The 16,676-nt window shown below is 67.6% G+C and carries 16 protein-coding genes; 5 read left to right on the top strand and 11 right to left on the bottom strand.

What is annotated here, in order from left to right; all coding sequences use genetic code 11:
• Positions 1 to 28: 28 nt before the first annotated feature.
• The 4 genes from eccCa to AC5Y7D_RS14475 are packed head-to-tail and all read right to left on the bottom strand — an operon-like array spanning position 29 to position 7,228.
• On the bottom strand, positions 29 to 4,114 hold the full coding sequence (gene eccCa / locus AC5Y7D_RS14460) for a type VII secretion protein EccCa (RefSeq protein WP_499924988.1): 4,086 nt from the start codon (positions 4,112 to 4,114) through the stop codon (positions 29 to 31).
• A 2-nt stretch (positions 4,115 to 4,116) separates the two neighbouring features.
• Positions 4,117 to 5,613, bottom strand: coding sequence for a type VII secretion protein EccB (gene eccB, locus AC5Y7D_RS14465; RefSeq protein ID WP_499924990.1), 1,497 nt, complete (start codon positions 5,611 to 5,613; stop codon positions 4,117 to 4,119).
• A 46-nt stretch (positions 5,614 to 5,659) separates the two neighbouring features.
• A complete protein-coding gene (locus AC5Y7D_RS14470) occupies positions 5,660 to 6,001 on the bottom strand; it encodes a YbaB/EbfC family nucleoid-associated protein (RefSeq protein WP_499924991.1) in 342 nt (113 codons plus the stop codon).
• Between the two features lie 39 nt (positions 6,002 to 6,040).
• Entirely contained in the window at positions 6,041 to 7,228 is a 1,188-nt protein-coding gene (locus AC5Y7D_RS14475; protein WP_499924992.1) for a DUF5632 domain-containing protein, read from the bottom strand.
• A gap of 91 nt (positions 7,229 to 7,319) precedes the next feature.
• On the opposite strand from AC5Y7D_RS14475, the gene AC5Y7D_RS14480 reads away from it, so the two are divergent.
• On the top strand, positions 7,320 to 7,463 hold the full coding sequence (locus AC5Y7D_RS14480) for a hypothetical protein (protein WP_499924993.1): 144 nt from the start codon (positions 7,320 to 7,322) through the stop codon (positions 7,461 to 7,463).
• On the opposite strand, the gene AC5Y7D_RS14485 is transcribed toward AC5Y7D_RS14480, so the two are convergent.
• The 6 genes from AC5Y7D_RS14485 to AC5Y7D_RS14510 are packed head-to-tail and all read right to left on the bottom strand — an operon-like array spanning position 7,460 to position 11,510.
• The gene (locus AC5Y7D_RS14485; RefSeq protein WP_499924995.1) at positions 7,460 to 7,771 is read right to left on the bottom strand and encodes a DUF2694 family protein; all 312 of its coding nucleotides are present in this window, start codon (positions 7,769 to 7,771) and stop codon (positions 7,460 to 7,462) included. The genes AC5Y7D_RS14480 and AC5Y7D_RS14485 overlap by 4 nt on opposite strands.
• 33 nt (positions 7,772 to 7,804) lie before the next feature.
• Complete coding sequence (locus AC5Y7D_RS14490) at positions 7,805 to 8,116, bottom strand: ESX-1 secretion-associated protein (RefSeq protein ID WP_499924998.1); 312 nt, start codon at positions 8,114 to 8,116, stop codon at positions 7,805 to 7,807.
• Between the two features lie 40 nt (positions 8,117 to 8,156).
• Entirely contained in the window at positions 8,157 to 9,545 is a 1,389-nt protein-coding gene (locus AC5Y7D_RS14495) for a DUF4226 domain-containing protein (protein ID WP_499925000.1), read from the bottom strand.
• Positions 9,546 to 9,594: 49 nt separating this feature from the next.
• A complete protein-coding gene (locus tag AC5Y7D_RS14500) occupies positions 9,595 to 9,948 on the bottom strand; it encodes a DUF4226 domain-containing protein (protein ID WP_499925001.1) in 354 nt (117 codons plus the stop codon).
• A 13-nt stretch (positions 9,949 to 9,961) separates the two neighbouring features.
• The gene (locus AC5Y7D_RS14505; protein ID WP_499925228.1) at positions 9,962 to 10,744 is read right to left on the bottom strand and encodes a C40 family peptidase; all 783 of its coding nucleotides are present in this window, start codon (positions 10,742 to 10,744) and stop codon (positions 9,962 to 9,964) included.
• On the bottom strand, positions 10,734 to 11,510 hold the full coding sequence (locus AC5Y7D_RS14510; RefSeq protein ID WP_499925002.1) for a helix-turn-helix domain-containing protein: 777 nt from the start codon (positions 11,508 to 11,510) through the stop codon (positions 10,734 to 10,736). The genes AC5Y7D_RS14505 and AC5Y7D_RS14510 overlap by 11 nt, the downstream gene beginning before the upstream one ends.
• Positions 11,511 to 11,656: 146 nt before the next feature.
• On the opposite strand from AC5Y7D_RS14510, the gene AC5Y7D_RS14515 reads away from it, so the two are divergent.
• The 4 genes from AC5Y7D_RS14515 (at position 11,657) to AC5Y7D_RS14530 (ending at position 14,967) form a co-directional block, all read left to right on the top strand.
• Complete coding sequence (locus tag AC5Y7D_RS14515) at positions 11,657 to 12,085, top strand: WhiB family transcriptional regulator (protein WP_499925004.1); 429 nt, start codon at positions 11,657 to 11,659, stop codon at positions 12,083 to 12,085.
• 102 nt (positions 12,086 to 12,187) lie between these two features.
• Entirely contained in the window at positions 12,188 to 13,570 is a 1,383-nt protein-coding gene (locus AC5Y7D_RS14520) for an acyl-CoA dehydrogenase family protein (RefSeq protein ID WP_499925005.1), read from the top strand.
• Between the two features lie 27 nt (positions 13,571 to 13,597).
• A complete protein-coding gene (locus AC5Y7D_RS14525) occupies positions 13,598 to 14,635 on the top strand; it encodes a pirin family protein (protein ID WP_499925007.1) in 1,038 nt (345 codons plus the stop codon).
• Positions 14,632 to 14,967, top strand: a complete 336-nt coding sequence (locus AC5Y7D_RS14530; RefSeq protein WP_499925009.1) for a GNAT family N-acetyltransferase — start codon at positions 14,632 to 14,634, stop codon at positions 14,965 to 14,967. The genes AC5Y7D_RS14525 and AC5Y7D_RS14530 overlap by 4 nt, the downstream gene beginning before the upstream one ends.
• Positions 14,968 to 14,969: 2 nt before the next feature.
• Here AC5Y7D_RS14530 and AC5Y7D_RS14535 read toward each other — a convergent pair whose 3' ends face one another.
• Entirely contained in the window at positions 14,970 to 16,457 is a 1,488-nt protein-coding gene (locus AC5Y7D_RS14535; RefSeq protein ID WP_499925011.1) for a PPE family protein, read from the bottom strand.
• Positions 16,458 to 16,676: the final 219 nt, after the last annotated feature.

The following is a 16,676-nucleotide window of genomic DNA, read 5'->3' on the forward strand; positions in this document are numbered from 1 at the left end:
TCTAAGTTCACGCCCGGCGCCTGTCGATTCACGTTTGCGGCTCTGCTACCAGCACTCCTTCGATCACGCCGTCGCTGGTGACCAACAAACCCCGCCCCGGCGGCAGTTGCTGAGCGCTGGTCCGGCCGAACACCTTGACCGCCGCCGGATCGTTGTCCATGAACAGAGTCGGAGCCCGCGAGCCCGTCATCTTCTGCAGGAACGGGTTGGTCACCGACACACCTGCCCAGTTCCCGGGCAGGCGCGACGCGATGACGTGCAGGCCGATCTCGCGGCTGCGCTCGATCAGCCCCCACAGCGGCGCCGTCGCCGCGTTCTTGCCGAGCACCCCGTGTGGTCGCAGTTCCTGCTCGTCGTCGATCAGGACGAAATGATGCGGGCCGTCCCAGCTGCGGCGGTTGAGCAACTCCGCCTGGCTCAGTCCGGACGGTGGCAGCCGGTCGCGCAGCAACTGCGCCAATTCGGCGATCGTCGCGTCGATGTCGTCGGCGGTGTACGCGTACGCCCGCACATGGTCCCCCTGGATCCTGCCGATCAACGACGTCTTCGGGTCGATGATGGTGATCTTGGCCTGCTCTGTTGTGCACCGGGCCACGATCATCTGCCCCAGCACGGCCAACGTTGTTGTCTTCCCACATGCTTGCCGGCCGACCACCAGCATGTTCGGCACCAGTCGGGTGGGCAGCGCCGCGGGCTGCAGCGCGGTTTCGCCTATTCCGAACGGGATGGTCAACGGCTCGGCGTGCCCGGCGGTGGCGGCGAAGGCCTCAGCCACCTCGCCGAGCGGAATCCGCTGGGGCAGCCGCGCCAGGCTCTCCACCCGGCCGGCGCCGGTCAGCGCCGCGATGAGCGCACCGACCTCGCGCGTCGACACCCGTTCACCGTCGGGTCCGACCACCTCCGGCACTCCCACCAGCAACTCGAAGCCGTCGCGGGTCAGGCCGAACCCGGGGCGGTCCAAGGTGTTGCGGGCAGCCTTCTTGCGCTCGAATCCCTCGCCCATCTGCGTTTCATCGGGATTGCTCAGCCGCAGCTGGACGCGGGCGTTGGAAACGTTGACCAATTGCTGCTTCTGTCCGATCAGCCACGCCGTCGCCGTGGTCATGACGTGTACACCATACGAAAGGCCCTGGCGGGCAATGGCGATGGCTCGTTCGCCGATGGCAGCGTCTTTGTCGTAGAGATCGCTGAAGTTGTCGATGACGAGGAAGACGTCACCGAATTTGTCTCCCGGATCGGTATTCCCGGCGGCGCCGTCCGGGCCGAACCGCCGTTCCCGGAACTCGGAGATGTCGATCTGATACGTCTTGAAGGCGGCCTCGCGGGCCAGTATCAGGCCCTCGATGGAAGCGATGGTCCGCGACACGCCTTCGCGGTCGGTCGGGCTGACCACCGAAGCCACATGCGGCAGCTCTTCCACCGGGTAGAGCGACGCCCCGACGCAGAAGAACGTCACCCGCTCCGGTCGGTACATCAGCGCGGCGGATGTCATCAGCGTCATCAACGTGGTGGACTTACCCCGCTGGGCGGTGGCGACCACCATGACGTTGTCCATTTCGGCGTTGATCGCATGGACACGCTGGTCGTGTTCTTCCGGGATGTCGACGATGCCCAACGGGAACATCAGGCCAGGATTGTGCCCGTAGTCGACGTGCCACGGCCGACCACGCCACCGAGCCACCAGCGCATCGACGGGTTCGCTGACTTCCAAAGGCGGGAGCCAGATTTGATGCGGCGGACGGGCAGGGTGTGAGACGAGAGACTCCCGAACGACGTCGACGAGCTTTTTCTTGCGGAAGCCGTCGGAGTGGAAGAGGAACTCGTCGGGTTCTTCCGGGGCATCAGCGACCGCCAATGCCGCACTGTCGGACTCGCTGAGGGGTTGGTAGTCCGAGGTGTACGCGCGCGGCCGCGAAAAGCTCATGGCCACTGTCTTGTTCACGTTGGACGTCGTCTTGGGCACCACGAAGGGAGCCGACACATAGAAGCACCTGAACTGCTCGAGGTCGCGGGGACCCACTTTGAGCAGGGCGTAGCCGTTCTCCTGTGACGGCAGATGCAGAGCGGCATCGCTACCGATGACGTCGCGAGAGTCCTCTGCGGTCTCGGCGCGCAGTGCCACCCGAAAAGCGATGTTGCTCTTGGCTTTACTCAGGGACGACAGGTCCAGCCGCTGTCCCCCGAGGGTGAAGAAGACGTTGCAGCCGCGGCCCTCCTGCCCGATATGGATCACCAGGTCGATCCACTCGGGATGGTGGATGAACAACTCGAGATATTCGTCGATGATCACCAGCAGGATGGGGATAGGCTCCAGATCTCTTCCGGCCAGCCGCATTTCCTCATACTCGTTGGCATCGCGGGCCCCGGCATCCTTCAACAGACGGTACCGGCGCGCGATCTCGCCGTTGATGGCCTTGCGCATCCGCTCGGCCAGGTGGCGATCGTCTTTGCCCAGGTTCGACAGTGATCCTGCGACATGCGGAAACCCCTGCAGGTCCTGTGCGGCCGACTCGAACTTCATGTCGACGAAGATCACGATGAACGTCTCCGGTGAATGCGTCAAAGCGATTCCGCTGCAAAGTGACAAAAAGTACTCCGACTTGCCGGACCCAGAGGTCCCGATCACGACGGAGTGAAAGCCGTAGCCACCGAAGTCCTTGGCGCGCAGGATCACATACTGCAGATCGCCGCCCTGCCGGACACCCACGGGTACCATCGCCCACTTGGGGTCGCCGCGCCCCCGACTCTCCGCCCAGAGCCGGTCGACGTCGAGTTCACGCGGGTCGGTGATCCCCAGCGCCCGCAGCAGTTCGCCGGCCTGACTGTCGGTTTCGGACAGGTCGCCGGCGCTCATCGGTGACCATCGGGCCAGCGCGCGCGCGTATCTGTTAGCCGTGCTCTCGGCCAGCGTGTCCGCGACGGCGTAGTAGGTGTTGCGGTGCATGAGCCGGCCCTCGCGCAGGGCGAAGCGCTGGCTGTCGTCGGCGAAGCCGACGCCGACACCGGCGCGAGTAGCCAACCGCAGCACGGTGATTCCCGACATGCCCTTCTGACCGGTCACACCTTCCCACTGCTCCGGGGTGCCCACGTTGTCATCCACGATCACCCAGTGCGGTCCTGACGCCGACGTGGCGGTCGCTTCCATTGGCGACGGCATGGACGTCGGACTCGCCGCCACGGGCGGCGACCACGGCCCGCGACCCTTGCGGTGCAACTCGGCATCGAGCGCCTCTTCCAGCTCGGTGGGGGAGGCGAACACCAGCCGGCGGAGTCCGCATGCGTCGAACATCTCGTCATGCTGGTTGTGGGGCAACCAGACCAGCCACTGCCACTGCTGGGGATGGCGGGTGACCACCATGAGCTTGAGATCGTCCGGGCTGTGGTAGACCGCGAGTGAGCACAGCAGCGCGCGCACCATCGCGTGCAATTCGCTCAAATCCTCTGCGATGAAGCTGAAGCCGGGCTTGGACCGCAGGCTCAGCACCTTGCCGATGCCGCGAATCTTGCTCTGCTCGAGGATGAAATCCCTGAGCGCACCCCCGGTTACCGGCTCGAGCTCCTCGCCAACGGGCACGTCGGGCCACTGCAGGGAAACAGCCGATTCGCCGGCCTGCTGAACGCCGATACCCAGTCGGACATCGAGGAAGTCGGGATCGGTAGGGCGGCGCTCCCACATCCGTGGGCCGCCGATGACCGTACTGAGTTGCTGAGGGTCGGCGTGCACGAACAGCTGGCTGCGGCGCTGCTCCCGGGCGGCACGCTGCACCTCCTCGCGATCGTCGTCGAGCTGGCGCAGGTAGCTACGTCGCTGCTTTTCCATCTCGCCCCAGCTGATCCGGCGTCCCCGCCCGAACCGTCCACCGAACATCAGCGCACCGAAACCGACCAGGCCGATCATCGGAAAGAACCCCGACTGCAAGGACCTGACCCCGGATGCATACATCACCACCAGAGTTCCGACGATCCCCACCAGCAGTGCCGGCAGGGCGATCATCAGCAGGAGGTTGCGCGGCTCACGCTCGGGCAGCGCCAACGGCGCCGCCACCGCCACCCGCACCGGAGGCACGGTGGGCGGCGGGGTGCGCCTGGGACGGACGAAGCCTCGTTTGGACACGACTAACCCCCACTCGAGTCGGGAACGGGCGCCAGCAGACCCCCGGCCGATATCGCGTCCCGGGAAACGAGGGCCGCGTCGCGACTGATGGCCGGTCCGGGGGCGAAGGTGCGTACCAGCGGCCAAGGCGCTTGCACGGCCAGGCGCGGATCCAGTCCCAGCGCCTGCAGCGTCCGCGGATCCGACTGAATCCCGTACCGAACACCCTGCGGCGAAACCCAATACAGACTTTCGCGGCTGCCGGAGGTGACGACGCCACTGGTCGTGGCAACGAAGTTCGCCGCACCCGGCAGGATCAATGTCTGGTTGGCCTCCGTCGAGTCGGGGTTGCGGTCGTCGCGCACCAGATGCACCAGTCGGGCATCCATGCTGACCGGAACCGGCAGGCCCCGGCCGGAGACGATGGCGATTCTGGCCTGCGGGTCGCCGGCCTGTTTCGCCCACCCCACGCAGGTCACCGGATTAGCCGTGGTGTCAACGAAATCCAGCTTCCCCACCGGGTAGTAGTCGACGTCGAGCACGTCGACAACCGGGATGTGGATCAGCTTGTCCGGAGCCACCAGGATGGGTGCGGTCTCTCCCTGAGAATTGCCGGTACGCAACAGGTCCGCGACGAAGCCGGTGATCTTCTGCACCCCGCCGGTCAGCAGGACGTAAAAGCCGTTGACCGCGCCGCCGGCGTCGCGCGATTCCAGCACGCTGCCGACCTTGGCTCCGGGCAGCCACCGCGACGGCGTGCCGGATTCCGGAATGACCGGAGACACCAGAGGTTCGGTAGCGGGCATGGCGTCGAACAGGGCATTGGAGATTTCGATCGGATAGGTCACTCCCAGGTCCAGGCCGAGATTGAACGTGACCGACCGGTCGCCCGGGTCGATACGGGAGCGTTGCCCGCCCCAGACCACGTAGGTCGCATCCTTGTGGGTGACCAGGACGGCCTGCTTCGGGCTCATCACAGCAGCTCTGTCCAGCGGGGTGAGCGCCCCCGCGATCGCGGTGACCACCGGCGGCGTGCCACTGCCCCGGTTCGATCCGCCGACCGGTGCGGTGTCGCACACCGCCCAGGCCGACTCGGCTCCGGCCGTGACCGGCAGGCTGTCCGGCACGCCGGGGATCCCGATCATCGGGCCGGTCGGGTACTTGGCGATCTCACTGGCCGTCACCCAGGTGGGCGCGGTCGCATTCCCGACGACCAACCGTGCCGAAGTCAGGTTCAGCGCGGGGTAGAGGCGGCCGTCGACTTTGGCGTAGATCGCTCCGGTGTCCCGGTTGCCGACGACAGCGGAACCCGCCACCAACCCGGCCGGCTTCATCACGTGCAGCAGGGCCATCCAGCCGACGCCGATGAGGACAAGCACGATCGAGAGTGCCACCGCCGCCTGTTGTTTGCGGTCGTCATGCTTCATCCGGACGGAGAATCGGGTGATCGCGGCCCGCAGCCGGCGGTTGTAGAACAGATGCCCCGAATTCTGGTCGCGGTTGGACAAATTCAGTGGCACAGTGCATCTCCTTCCGGTGACCCGTACGGACCCGCTTCCGTACGCGTCACCCCTGCAGAGGGCCGCCGTACCGCGCCTGGTTCTCGGCTTCGGCCTCTTCCCGCAGCGCTGCGATCGCGAGGTTCAATCTGTCCGCCAGCTCGCCGGGTGCGTAGCCGGTCATCACGTCCGGATGCAACGTCAACTCGAGCAGGCGACCGTCCGAGTTCGCCACCGCGCGCACGTCTCCCAAGTCCACGCTGTAGGTGACGGTCTCAGCTTGGGCGACGAGTGCTTCCCACTTGTCGGCCGCCTCGCTCAGTTCACGAAGAACCGCTTCGACGAGGTCTGCATCGCTTCCGGCGCCTCGGTCGCTTGCTCCGCTGGAACGACCCGGCCCCGACACCATGACAGTATGTCGATGCCTCCCACCAGCGTCAATTCAAACTCAACCGGTGCTTTCCGGCTTGGTTCCGCCTCGATTTCCGGGTGGGGCGGCGTCCAGTTTCGTGAACCAGGCGAAGTGATAGTTCGCCGCAGCCGGGTCACCGGCCACGCGGCACTCGACGGCGGCCAGCAACATGCAGTTCAGCAGTTGCACCGGATCGACCTCGGGGTATCGTGCCAGAACCTGATACCGCGTGGTCTCCAGATGAACACGCAGCAGGTCGAGTTCCTGATCGACGATGTCGGCGCCGGATGCGGCCGCCTCGACCAACGTGTTCGCCAGACGTGGCAGGCCCTCGCGGCCATGCGTTGCCACCGTCAGCTCCCAATCCAGGTCTTCGACCTCGGGCAGCTCCATCGGTTGCCCGGGAGGCGCCACATCGGGGACCTCGCTCGGCCACCTCGCCGGATCTCCCGGTGTGTAGGTCACCGCCCGGGTCGTGGTGCCGAGCAAGTCCACCGCACGGCCGGTCCGACGTTGCGGCTCCAGTAGGCGCACGCCCTGCGGCACGGCGATACCCGGCGGAATCCAACCGTGTGCGAGGTCGGTGACCAGCACCGTCGTCTCGTCCGGGCGCTCACCGACCGCCCAGCTCAACCGCGGCTCCTGACGTGCCACGAAAACCAGCAACCGCTGCAGCCGGTCGGGATTGGCGCCGGGCGCCGGCACACCCTCGGCCGGTCGCTGCTCGACCCCGCCCGGTGTCGGTTCGCCGACGGGGGGCTCGTCGCGGACCGCGGGCATCACCTGCGTCTTGTCCATGTCCAGATGCCGTCGGTCCCGTACGGCGGGCAGCACCTGTGTCTTGTCCATATCTGCGGGCGGCGGCACATTGCGCCGCAGCTCCCGCAGTTGGCGCAGCGTCGACTCGACCCGGCGCACCGCCAGGTCGCGGGCCTCGTCGATCACCGCGGCCTCCGCCTCGCGCCGGACCGAATACTCCATTCCGGATCGGCTGATGGCGCGTAGATCGTCGTTCGCCGAGTCCGCGATTCGCTGCAGGTCGGTTCTGAGATACCCGGCGAGGGTTGCGGTTTCGGCGTCGTCCGGCGATAGTGCGGAAGGCCACAGCCCGCCGAGCACCCAGGGGGTGCAATCGAGCGGCGCGCTGAAGGTGGGCACCAAAAAGGAGTCTTGGGTCGCTCTGCGCAGCCGCTGGCGCGCGGATATCCGACCGAAGATCCCCACCGGTAAAGAGTAGCCGTCCACGCCGCGCAGCCGGCACGGCTTCTCGGGAGGGTGAATTGTGTGGCCGGCTGGGCGTGGGTAGCGTGTGCCCATGGCCGATTCCGCGCTGCAGCGGCAACTCGACGAGGTGCGTTCCCTGCTCAGCCGCGCGCGAGAATTGTTCGGCGACAATCCTATTGAGCCACCTAGCGATATCGCGCCGGACCCGGAGACCGCCCGGACCTGGTTGCTCTAGGCGGTCATCGGCCGCGGATGCAGCCGGTGCTCGAGCAACCGCTCGATCGCGACGTCGAGATCGGCGGGCGTCGGCACCTCCGCAGACGGGGTGTGTCCGGCGGCGACAATCTCGTCGCGCACTTCCAGCAGCGCCTTGAGGCAGGAGACGTCGGCGGTCAATAAGATGCCCTCGGCCAGGGTTTGCGCGTCCGTCTCCATCGCCGCTTCGCTGAGCGCGACACTGTGCAGGTAGCCCCCGCGACACGACCGCACCAGGATGTGGCCACTCGGGTGCACGGTGTCGAAGGCGGGATTCGCGTCAGTCATTGCGGTTCGTCGACTTCTGGGATGCAGGGACGGTCAACGGTCCACGATGCCGCCGAGTTTGTCAGCCGACTCTTGTTCGTGCTGCTCCCACAGGGCCGCTGAGGTGTGCAGGTTCTCGGCGATGGCGGCGTGGTCGTCGGCCTGTTGCTCATAGCATTGCCGCCTCAGCTCGAGAAGTTCGCGGCCCGCTTCGCGTAGTTCGCCGAAGATCGGTCCGAGGGAATCCAGGCTTTGCTGGATGGCGGCGTGCGCCGCGGGCAGGGTCCGCAGCTGGTTCGACGTGTGCTCATGATGGGCGGCGGCTTCCCGCAAGTGCGCCGGCACTACATGGACTCGATCGGCCATCCGCTGTCTCCTCTGTTGTGTGTCCGTGACGGCTGGTGGGTCAGGCCCCGGCCGAGGGCCGGGTGGGCGTCGGTGCGTCGCCGGCGGCCGGCGCCGTTGCCTGCGGCGTCGGGGGGTGCTCCCAGCCTAGAAAGCTGGGCCCGGCCACGGTCGAAATATGCTGAATCTGGCCGTCCAGCAGAGCCCTGCTGAGACCGAGCGCCAGGGCATGCCGGTCGGTGAACATCCCGATGTCGCCCGGCTGGACGTGGGACGGATCGACGGGACTGCTGACCGCGGTGCCTGGCGGCGGGATGGTCATGCCCTGCTGCGCAAACGCGTCCGCGATCGGCATGCCGCCCGCGGCGGCCTTGATCGCCGCCGCGAGTTGCGGGCTGGCCGCAGTGACCGTCTCGCCGGTGGGCAGCGTCACGGTCGTCGGACCCGCCGCCGGCGCTTCCGGTGGTGCCGAGTCCTGACGCTCGTCCTGCTGGTGGTCGTCATCGTGGCGTCCGCGTTCCCGCTTGTCGTCACCCGCGTCGCCGTCAACCGGGTCGTCGCCGAACAACCCGTCGGTCAGCGAACTCGGGTCGCGGCCGGTGCCACCGGCCGACAGGGTCGGCAGCGGGATTCCGGCCGGTGCGCCCAGGGCAGGCATCGCAGCACCGGTCGGGGATACGCCACCACCCCCGCTGGGTGCGGCCGTTGGCGGTGCTGCCGCTGTCGGCGCGGAGGCGGATGCGGCGGTGGGCAGCAGCCCCGGGTCGTCGGGCAACAGCGAGTCGAGCCGTGGATCGGCAGCAGCGGAAGGAACCGTCTGCCGGTCGGCGCTCTGCGCGCTCGGGGATGTCGGCAGCGGCAATGACCGGTGGTCGGTGGGCGTCGGTGACCCGTTGTTCGACGCGTTATACAGCGACGTCCAGGCGGCCATCAAAGCGGACTTCGACGTGTCGTCGAGACTCGCGGTGGCGACCACCTCGCGAATATCCCGCAGCTTGCCGATCAGCAAACGTTGGAAATCCCGCGCACCGGCCGGGGTGTCGAGATCCGACCGCGTCGCGACGGCCATCTCGATGTCCTGCTGGAGCCGGTTGAGCGCGTCGCGGCCTTGCACTGTGGTCAGGTGAGCGTTGAGTATCGCCGACACCACCTGCAGGTCCAGCTGAGCGGTCACGGAATTCTGATGTGCCAGAGCGGCTTCCGCGTCCGCAATGGCCTTCGCTGCGGCACCGTCGGCGCGGTCCGGCGGTGCCGGGGACGCCAGGGGGAACAGGTCTGGATGTTGCTGACGGATCTTGTTGAGAATGGCGGCGAGTTGCGGCGCCGGCGTTAGGGGCGATATCGCTGCGATCCGTTCGTCGGGCGTCAGCCCGGCCATCCATGCCAGCGGGTCGCCGGTGCGCTCCTGGATGATTCGCATCGTGTCCACGAGGTCCTGGTAGGTGGTCACGGCCCCTCCATGCCGCGCGACAGTACCCAAGCGCGGTCACCTGGACAATTCACTCTGTCGGGGGTGGGCAGTACTGCACACGCAGACCCTGCAGCACAGCGCCTTTCGCGCGACTCCAGTCGCGGGCAGCGGTAATGACGGCGGTGATCTCCCGCTGTTTGGCCACCAGGAACCGGTGAAACTCGCGCGCCCCCAACGGCGTATCGGCCGCGAGTTCACCCGCGCGGCCGATCTGGGCGGCGATCGCGTCGAGTCGGCGAACGCTGTCCCGCAGCACCTCGTGCGCGTCGACGAGCGTGTCCGTCAGCACCCGGTCGGCCTCGGTCGCGGCACGGTGCCTGACGGCCAGCGCGGCTTGACGGGCGGCGATCGCGGCTATCGATGATCCGGCTTGGTCCGACATGCTGCAACCTCTTCTACCAGGGCCGCCGGATTGCCACGTTGGCGCCCATCCGGCTGATCCGGACGGAGGCACCCGAATAGGGCGCTTCGACCACCAGGTTGTTCCCGATCGCCATCTGGACGTGACCGGCGTGCGGGAAGACGAGGTCGCCCGGACGGACTTGAGACCGCGGTATCGGGACTCCGTCGTTGATCTGTTGATAGGTGGTGCGGTCCAGGTGCACGCCGGCCTGCGCGTATGCCCACTGGACCAGGCCGGAGCAATCGAACTGGTCGGGGCCGGTGGCACCCCAGACGTAAGGGCGCCCGAGCCGGGAGAGCGCGGCGCGCACCGCGGCGCCGGCGCGGCCGTGCGCCGACGGGAGCCGGGCGCGATGGTGCGAGATCCGGTAGCGCAGCGCCCGCAACGCTGCCGCATGGTGTTGCGACCGGCGCCAGGCGGACAGTACGTGGGCCCGCTGCGCCCGCAACCGCGCCGCCCGTCGGCGCATGGCCTCACGCTGAGCCAGCGGAGTCGCCGGCATGACCGTTGCATCGGCACGGGCTTCGTCGAGGACGCCGCCGGTGAGCCCGCGCGCGACGGCCCGGTCGCGCTGTGCGCCGGCGATGATCGCCGCGACCGCCGAATCCGTATGTGCCGACGACGCCAGCACTACCCGGCTGCGGTTGGCAGCCCGCTGATAATGGCTCGGGCCTGCGACGGTGGGCGGCGCCTGACCCGCGTCGAGCGTCACCGGTGGGCTGGGTCCGGAGAAGAGTTGATGGGCGTGGCTCAGCGCCTCAAGCTCATTCACGATCGCGCCCGTCGGAGATAGGCTCGGTTCCCGGAACCGCGTCTGTGAACGCGCGCACTCGGGGGAGTGCTCCGGGCGCGATCACGCCCCTGTTGCGGATGTCCCACACCTCGTCGCAGCTCACACCGATCAGCGCGGCGATCACCGCGTCCGGCAGCGACGAATGGGCGCACGCCCGGTCGAATCTCGCGCTCAGGCTGGTCGGCATCCGGTTCAGCAGTCCGGTGCGGGTGGCTTCGAGCGCCTGCAGATGCTGCATGAGGCGGCCGGCCGAATCGGCGCCGGCATTCACCGCCACCCGCCACGAGCTGGCGGCGAGCATCTCCGCCTTCACACATTGTGCGATCACAGTCAGAATATACGTCTCGTATTCGTTTGACGCCTCCGCCGGCATCCGATCGATGAGCGAACGCAACGTTTCCAGCTGCGCCTCGGCGTATTCTTCGAGTACGTCGGTATCGCTATGGCGTTCGACAGTGACCGATTCGGGACTTCGGGCGGCCATTGGTGTCGGCGGTCTCACCGTGAGCAGGCGCGCGAGTTCGGCGTCCGGATCGGCCGCGACCAGCAGCCGCGAGTAGGTGCCCGGCGGCAGGCCCAGCCCTTCTTCGACCTTCTGAACAGTACTTTTGTGCGGTTTTCGGACGCCGCGTTCCAGGTAACTCAGCCCCATGATGCTCACGTCGGTGGCGGCGGCCAGGTCGGCGAGCGACCAGTCCCGCGATTCGCGGAGCGCACGGATGGCCGCGCCGGCCGACTCGCGGCTCACGGCGGGCTCCAGGCCATAGCGGAAATATTACACAGCGACCGCACCCTCACAGTGCATATCCGTTTTTGTCACCCTTCTCTTGTCCGTCGGCCCATTTTGTGTATACGCTTTCGCCTACGTTTCACGTGGCACAAGGAGGCTGACACATGGCAAACCCCTGCACATCCAACCCGGAACTGTGGTTCGGCTACCCCGATGACGACGGCGGTGACGGCGCCGCCAAGGCGCGCGTCTACGAACGGTCGGCCGCCGAGGCGAGGGTGCAATGCCTGCGCCGGTGCCCACTTGCACAACAACGCCTGTGCGCTGCGTACGCGATCAAACACCGCGAGGAATACGGCGTCTGGGCCGGCGTGAAGCTGCCCGGTGGTCAGTACCGGAAGCGCGAACAGCTCGCCCACGCCCACGAGCTGCTGCGGCGAATCGCCGCCGGGGAGATCAACGCCCGGGAACTGCCCGAGAACGCCGCCCTGCTGGCCCGTCGGGAAAAAGACGGAAATACCACCGAGGCCACCGCCGGCGCGGTCGTCCTACACCTTCCCGCTGCGCACTCGGGTCCCCGCTCGGCAGCCTGACGTCCGGCCTCGCAAGTTGAGCGGATAGGGGGACCACACCCGGGGTATACGGCGCTCGACAGTGGCCCCGCCCGGGCCGAGGCAACTGAGCAGAGGCGCATCATGACCTTCGACCTGACCCCCACGGCGGCACAGCACGACCTGGCCCGGCGAACCCAACAGTTCGCCGAGGAGGTGATCCGCCCGGTCGCCCTGGAATACGATCAGCGCCAAGAGTTTCCGTGGCCGGTGCTGGAGGAGGCCGCCCAGCGCGGCTTCTACAGCCCGCTGTTCTACCGGGACCTGATCGGCGACCCCACCGGGATTTCGCTGCCGATGTTCATGGAAGAGCTGTTCTGGGGATGCGCGGGGATCGGTCTGGCCATCGTGATGCCGGCTTTGGCGCTCTCGGCGATCGGACAGGCCGCCTCCCCGGAACAGATTCTGGAATGGGCTCCGGAATGCTTCGGGACACCGGGTGATCTCAAGCTGGCCGCGCTGGCCATCTCCGAACCCGAAGGCGGCAGCGACGTCCGCAATCTGCGTACTCGCGCCCGGCGCGACGGTGATGACTGGATCCTCGACGGCCACAAGATGTGGATCGGCAACGGCGGCATCGCCAACGTGCACGTGGTCAACGCGGTGGTCGACGAGGAGCTCGGGCACCGTGGCCAGGCCTTGTTCGTGGTGCCGGGCGGAACGCCGGGCCTGGAGCTGGTGCGCAAGCTCGACAAGCTGGGATGCCGGGCATCGCACACCGCCGAGTTGCGGTTCAACGGCGTCCGGGTGCCGGGCCGCAATCTGCTTGGCGGACAGGACAAGCTCGAGCACAAGTTGGCCAAGGCCCGCGAAGTGGTGGCCGGGGCCAAGAAATCCGGATCCGCGACGCTGGGCACCTTCGAACAGACCCGGCCGATGGTGGCGGCCCAGGCGATCGGGATCGCGCGGGCCGCACTGGAGTACGCGACCGCCTACGCCACCGAGCGGGAAGCCTTCGGCGGACCCATTATCGACAATCAGGGAATCGCATTTCCATTGGCGGACTTGGCGACTCAGATCGACGCGGCCCGCCTGTTGACCTGGCGTGCGTCCTGGATGGCCGCGAGCGGCGTTCCCTTCGAGCGCGGCGAAGGCTCCATGTCGAAGCTGGCCGCCAGCGAGGTGGCCGTCAAGGCCACCGAGCGGGCCATTCAGACAATGGGCGGCTGGGGCTACATCACCGACCATCCCGTGGAAAAGTGGTATCGAGATGCCAAGCTGTACACCATCTTTGAAGGTACCAGTGAGATTCAGCGGATGGTCATCGCCAATGCGCTCGGTTCGGCCGTCGACGTCCCGCCGCTGCACGTGACGGTCGAGCCGACCGGCGGGCCGTTCAACAGGATGTTCGGCAGAGGCACACCGCTGAGATCTCGGGCAGCCGACAAAGCCCTCGCGCTCAAAGACCGCGTTCCCGAACCGGTCATGCGGGTAGCGATGAAGGCGCTCCAGCCGCCGGGTCGGTGAGCAGGTGCTGCGAGTAAGGTCGCGATGGTGAGCAACCTCGAGACCGCCCCGGCCGAAGTTGCTTGCGGCGCTTCGCAGATCGCGGGTGGCGCGCCGGTTGTGGAGATCCTGGCCCCACGGGAGGTGCCCCTTGGTGGACCCCGGGCCATCCGCGTGCAACGCACCCTGCCGCAGCGGCAGCGCTCACTGATCGGGGCGTGGTGTTTCGTCGATCACTACGGGCCCGTGACCGGGAGCCCCGCGCGGATGGATGTTCCGCCGCATCCGCACACCGGGTTGCAGACGGTGAGCTGGTTGTTCAGCGGGGAAGTGGAGCATCGGGACAGCGCGGGCGTCCACGCCATGGTGCGGCCCGGTGAACTCAACCTGATGACGGCGGGAGCGGGCATCTGTCATTCCGAAGTATCGGTGGGGTCCGGTGAGTTGCATGGCGCGCAGTTGTGGGTGGCACTGCCCGATCGGGCGCGCGAAACCGACCGCGATTTCGCGCATTACCGACCGGACCCGGTGTCGGTGCCCGGAGCTGTGGTCCGGGTGTTCTTGGGCGAGCTGGCCGGAAGCCGTTCGCCGGTAGGCACATTCACGCCGCTAGTCGGGGCGCAGGTCGACCTGGACTTGCATGCCGATATCGACTTCGCGGTGGATCCGGCGTTCGAGCACGGGGTGCTGTGCGACCAGGGCGATGTCGCGCTGAGCGGGGTTGCGCTGGCTGCCGCGGAGCTCGGTTACCAGGGTCCGGGCCATCGCGCACTGCAACTTCGCAACACAGGAACCGCGCCCGCGCGGGTCCTGGTGTTGGGCGGCGCCCCCTTCTGCGAAGAGCTGGTGATGTGGTGGAACTTCGTCGGCCGCAGCCACGAGGAGATCGTCACCTACCGCCGGCTTTGGCAGGACGGCAATGATCGTTTTGGAGATCGTTTTGGAGATCGTTTTGGAGATCGTTCTGGAGATCGCTTCGGAGCCGTCCGGGGCTACCAGGGTTCGGTCACCCGGCTGCCCGCCCCACCGATGCCCACCACCCGGCTGGTTCCCCGGTCACTTCCACATCAGAAGGAGCAGACATGACTACCGACAAGACCGGCGCAGAAGTCGACATCAGGGCCGAGGACCGCCGGTACACGATCGCGGTCGCCGGCCAGGAGGTCGGCTTCGCCGACTTTGCCGATCGCGGCGATCAGCGGGTTTTCCACCACACCGTCATCGATCCTGCGTTCGGGGGGCGCGGCTTGGCGACCCTGCTGCTCGAGGATGCGCTGCAGGCCACGAAGGCGGAAGGGCAGCGGATCGTGCCGGTGTGCTCGATGGTGGTCACCGTGCTCAAGAAGCATCCCGAGTACAACGACATCACCGACCCGGTGACGGCCGAAGTCGTGGGCTGGGTCAACACGCAGCCGTGACGCTATCGGCCTTCGGACTCCCAGGTGGTGGGCAGCATCGGAATGGTTGGGCCGCTGCCGAATTCGTCGGCGGGCAGAGTCACCAGACCGGTCGCGTCGGCGCCGGCCCTGGGTGCGGTGCCGCCGAAGCCCATCGCACCAGCACCACGGGCCGACGCCGCCAACCGGGGCTCCTCGACCGACCCGGGGTCGAGATCCAGGTACTCATCGGCGTACTGGTGTTCCGGCATGGTGGCAGCGCGGCGACGTCGAGAGCGGCGTTTGTCCCGGGCGGGCAGCCCGGCAGCCGCCGCCGGAATGCCTTCCGCCGGCGCCTTGGCCCCGGATCCCTCCCGGAACGTCGGCGAGAATCCTTCACCCGGATCTACCCCGGCGACGGCATAGGGGACTGCCGACGCGGGCGACGCAGGTGCGGTTGACGCCGGCGCCGGGCCGGCCGTGGCGGTGGCCGAACCGGCCGCGGCGGGAGCGGGGCCGGCAACGGACGGAGTCAGCGTCGCCAGCGGCCAACTCGACGAGTGCCCCGCTGCGCTGAACACCGCGGGCGGTGCCGCCGCTTCGGCGACGGCGACCGGCAGCTGCTGCAGAAATTGGTAGCCGGCATCGATCACCACACCCAGCGTGATCGCCAGCAGCGGATCGAGCAGCAGCTGAGGATAGGTCAGGGCGGCACCCACGTTGGAGAACACCTGGTAGGCGACGGCAGACAGGAACGGCCCCCACGTCACCAATGCCTGTGACGGGTTGGTCAGGAAGTCGTTGATCAGCTGAAACGTGTTGCCTATCGGGTCCTGCAGGAAATTGGTGATCGGCTCGTATATCTGTTGCACGTACTGCAGGTATCCCTGGAGCAACTGCGCGATGGTGTCGACGAGGTTGAACTGGTTTCCGGCCTCGGCTGCGGGTGCGGCGGCGGCCGGCTGACCGGGTTCGGCAGCCGCTCGGGTGCCGTCGGCTTTGAGCACCGCCGGCGCCGGAGCGGTGGCGGGTACGGCACCCAGGGCCGCGGTGGACGCGGCCTCGTACCCGGCCATCGTGGCCGCCGCCCGCAGCCACATGCGGACGTAGTCGGATTCGTTCAAGGCGATCGGAATCGTGTTGATGCCGAAGAAGTTCGTCGCGACCAGCACCCCGTGAATGACGTGGTTGGCAGCCAATTCGGGCAGCGTGGGCATCAGCGCCAGCGCCGTAGCGTAGGCCGCCGCCGCGGCCTGGTGTTGGCCCGCCGCCGCTTCGCTGGTCGCCTGCGCCTGGATCAACCACCCGATGTACGGCGCGTGCGCGGCTTGGTACCGCACGCCGCTCGGGCCTTGCCAGGAACCCTGGGCCGCGCCCAGCACACCGAGCAGCTCGGCGGCAGCCTCGGCATACTCGGCGCCCAGCGCCTGCCAGGCCTCAGCCGCCGCCAGCAACACCCCCGGCCCCGGCCCACTGGACAACAGAGCCGAATGCACTTCGGGGGGCGAGGCCAACCAGATCGGCGCCGTCACGGCGCACTCACCGCCGGCCTACCCCTCGGCGTCGCAGCCATCAGCAACTGATCCTTCCCGTGCTGCGCCGCTCGGGCCACGCACGGCGGGCCGGAGTCGGCGTCTCGCTGCAGTCACCGCAGTAGGCGACGCAGCGGGCGATGGACCACACCGGCGGGAGGGGTTTTCACCAGATTAGGTTCGCCTAACCAAACACTAGCCGCCGTCGGCGGCGTCCGG

Source organism: Mycobacterium sp. NGS49 (assembly GCF_059812565.1).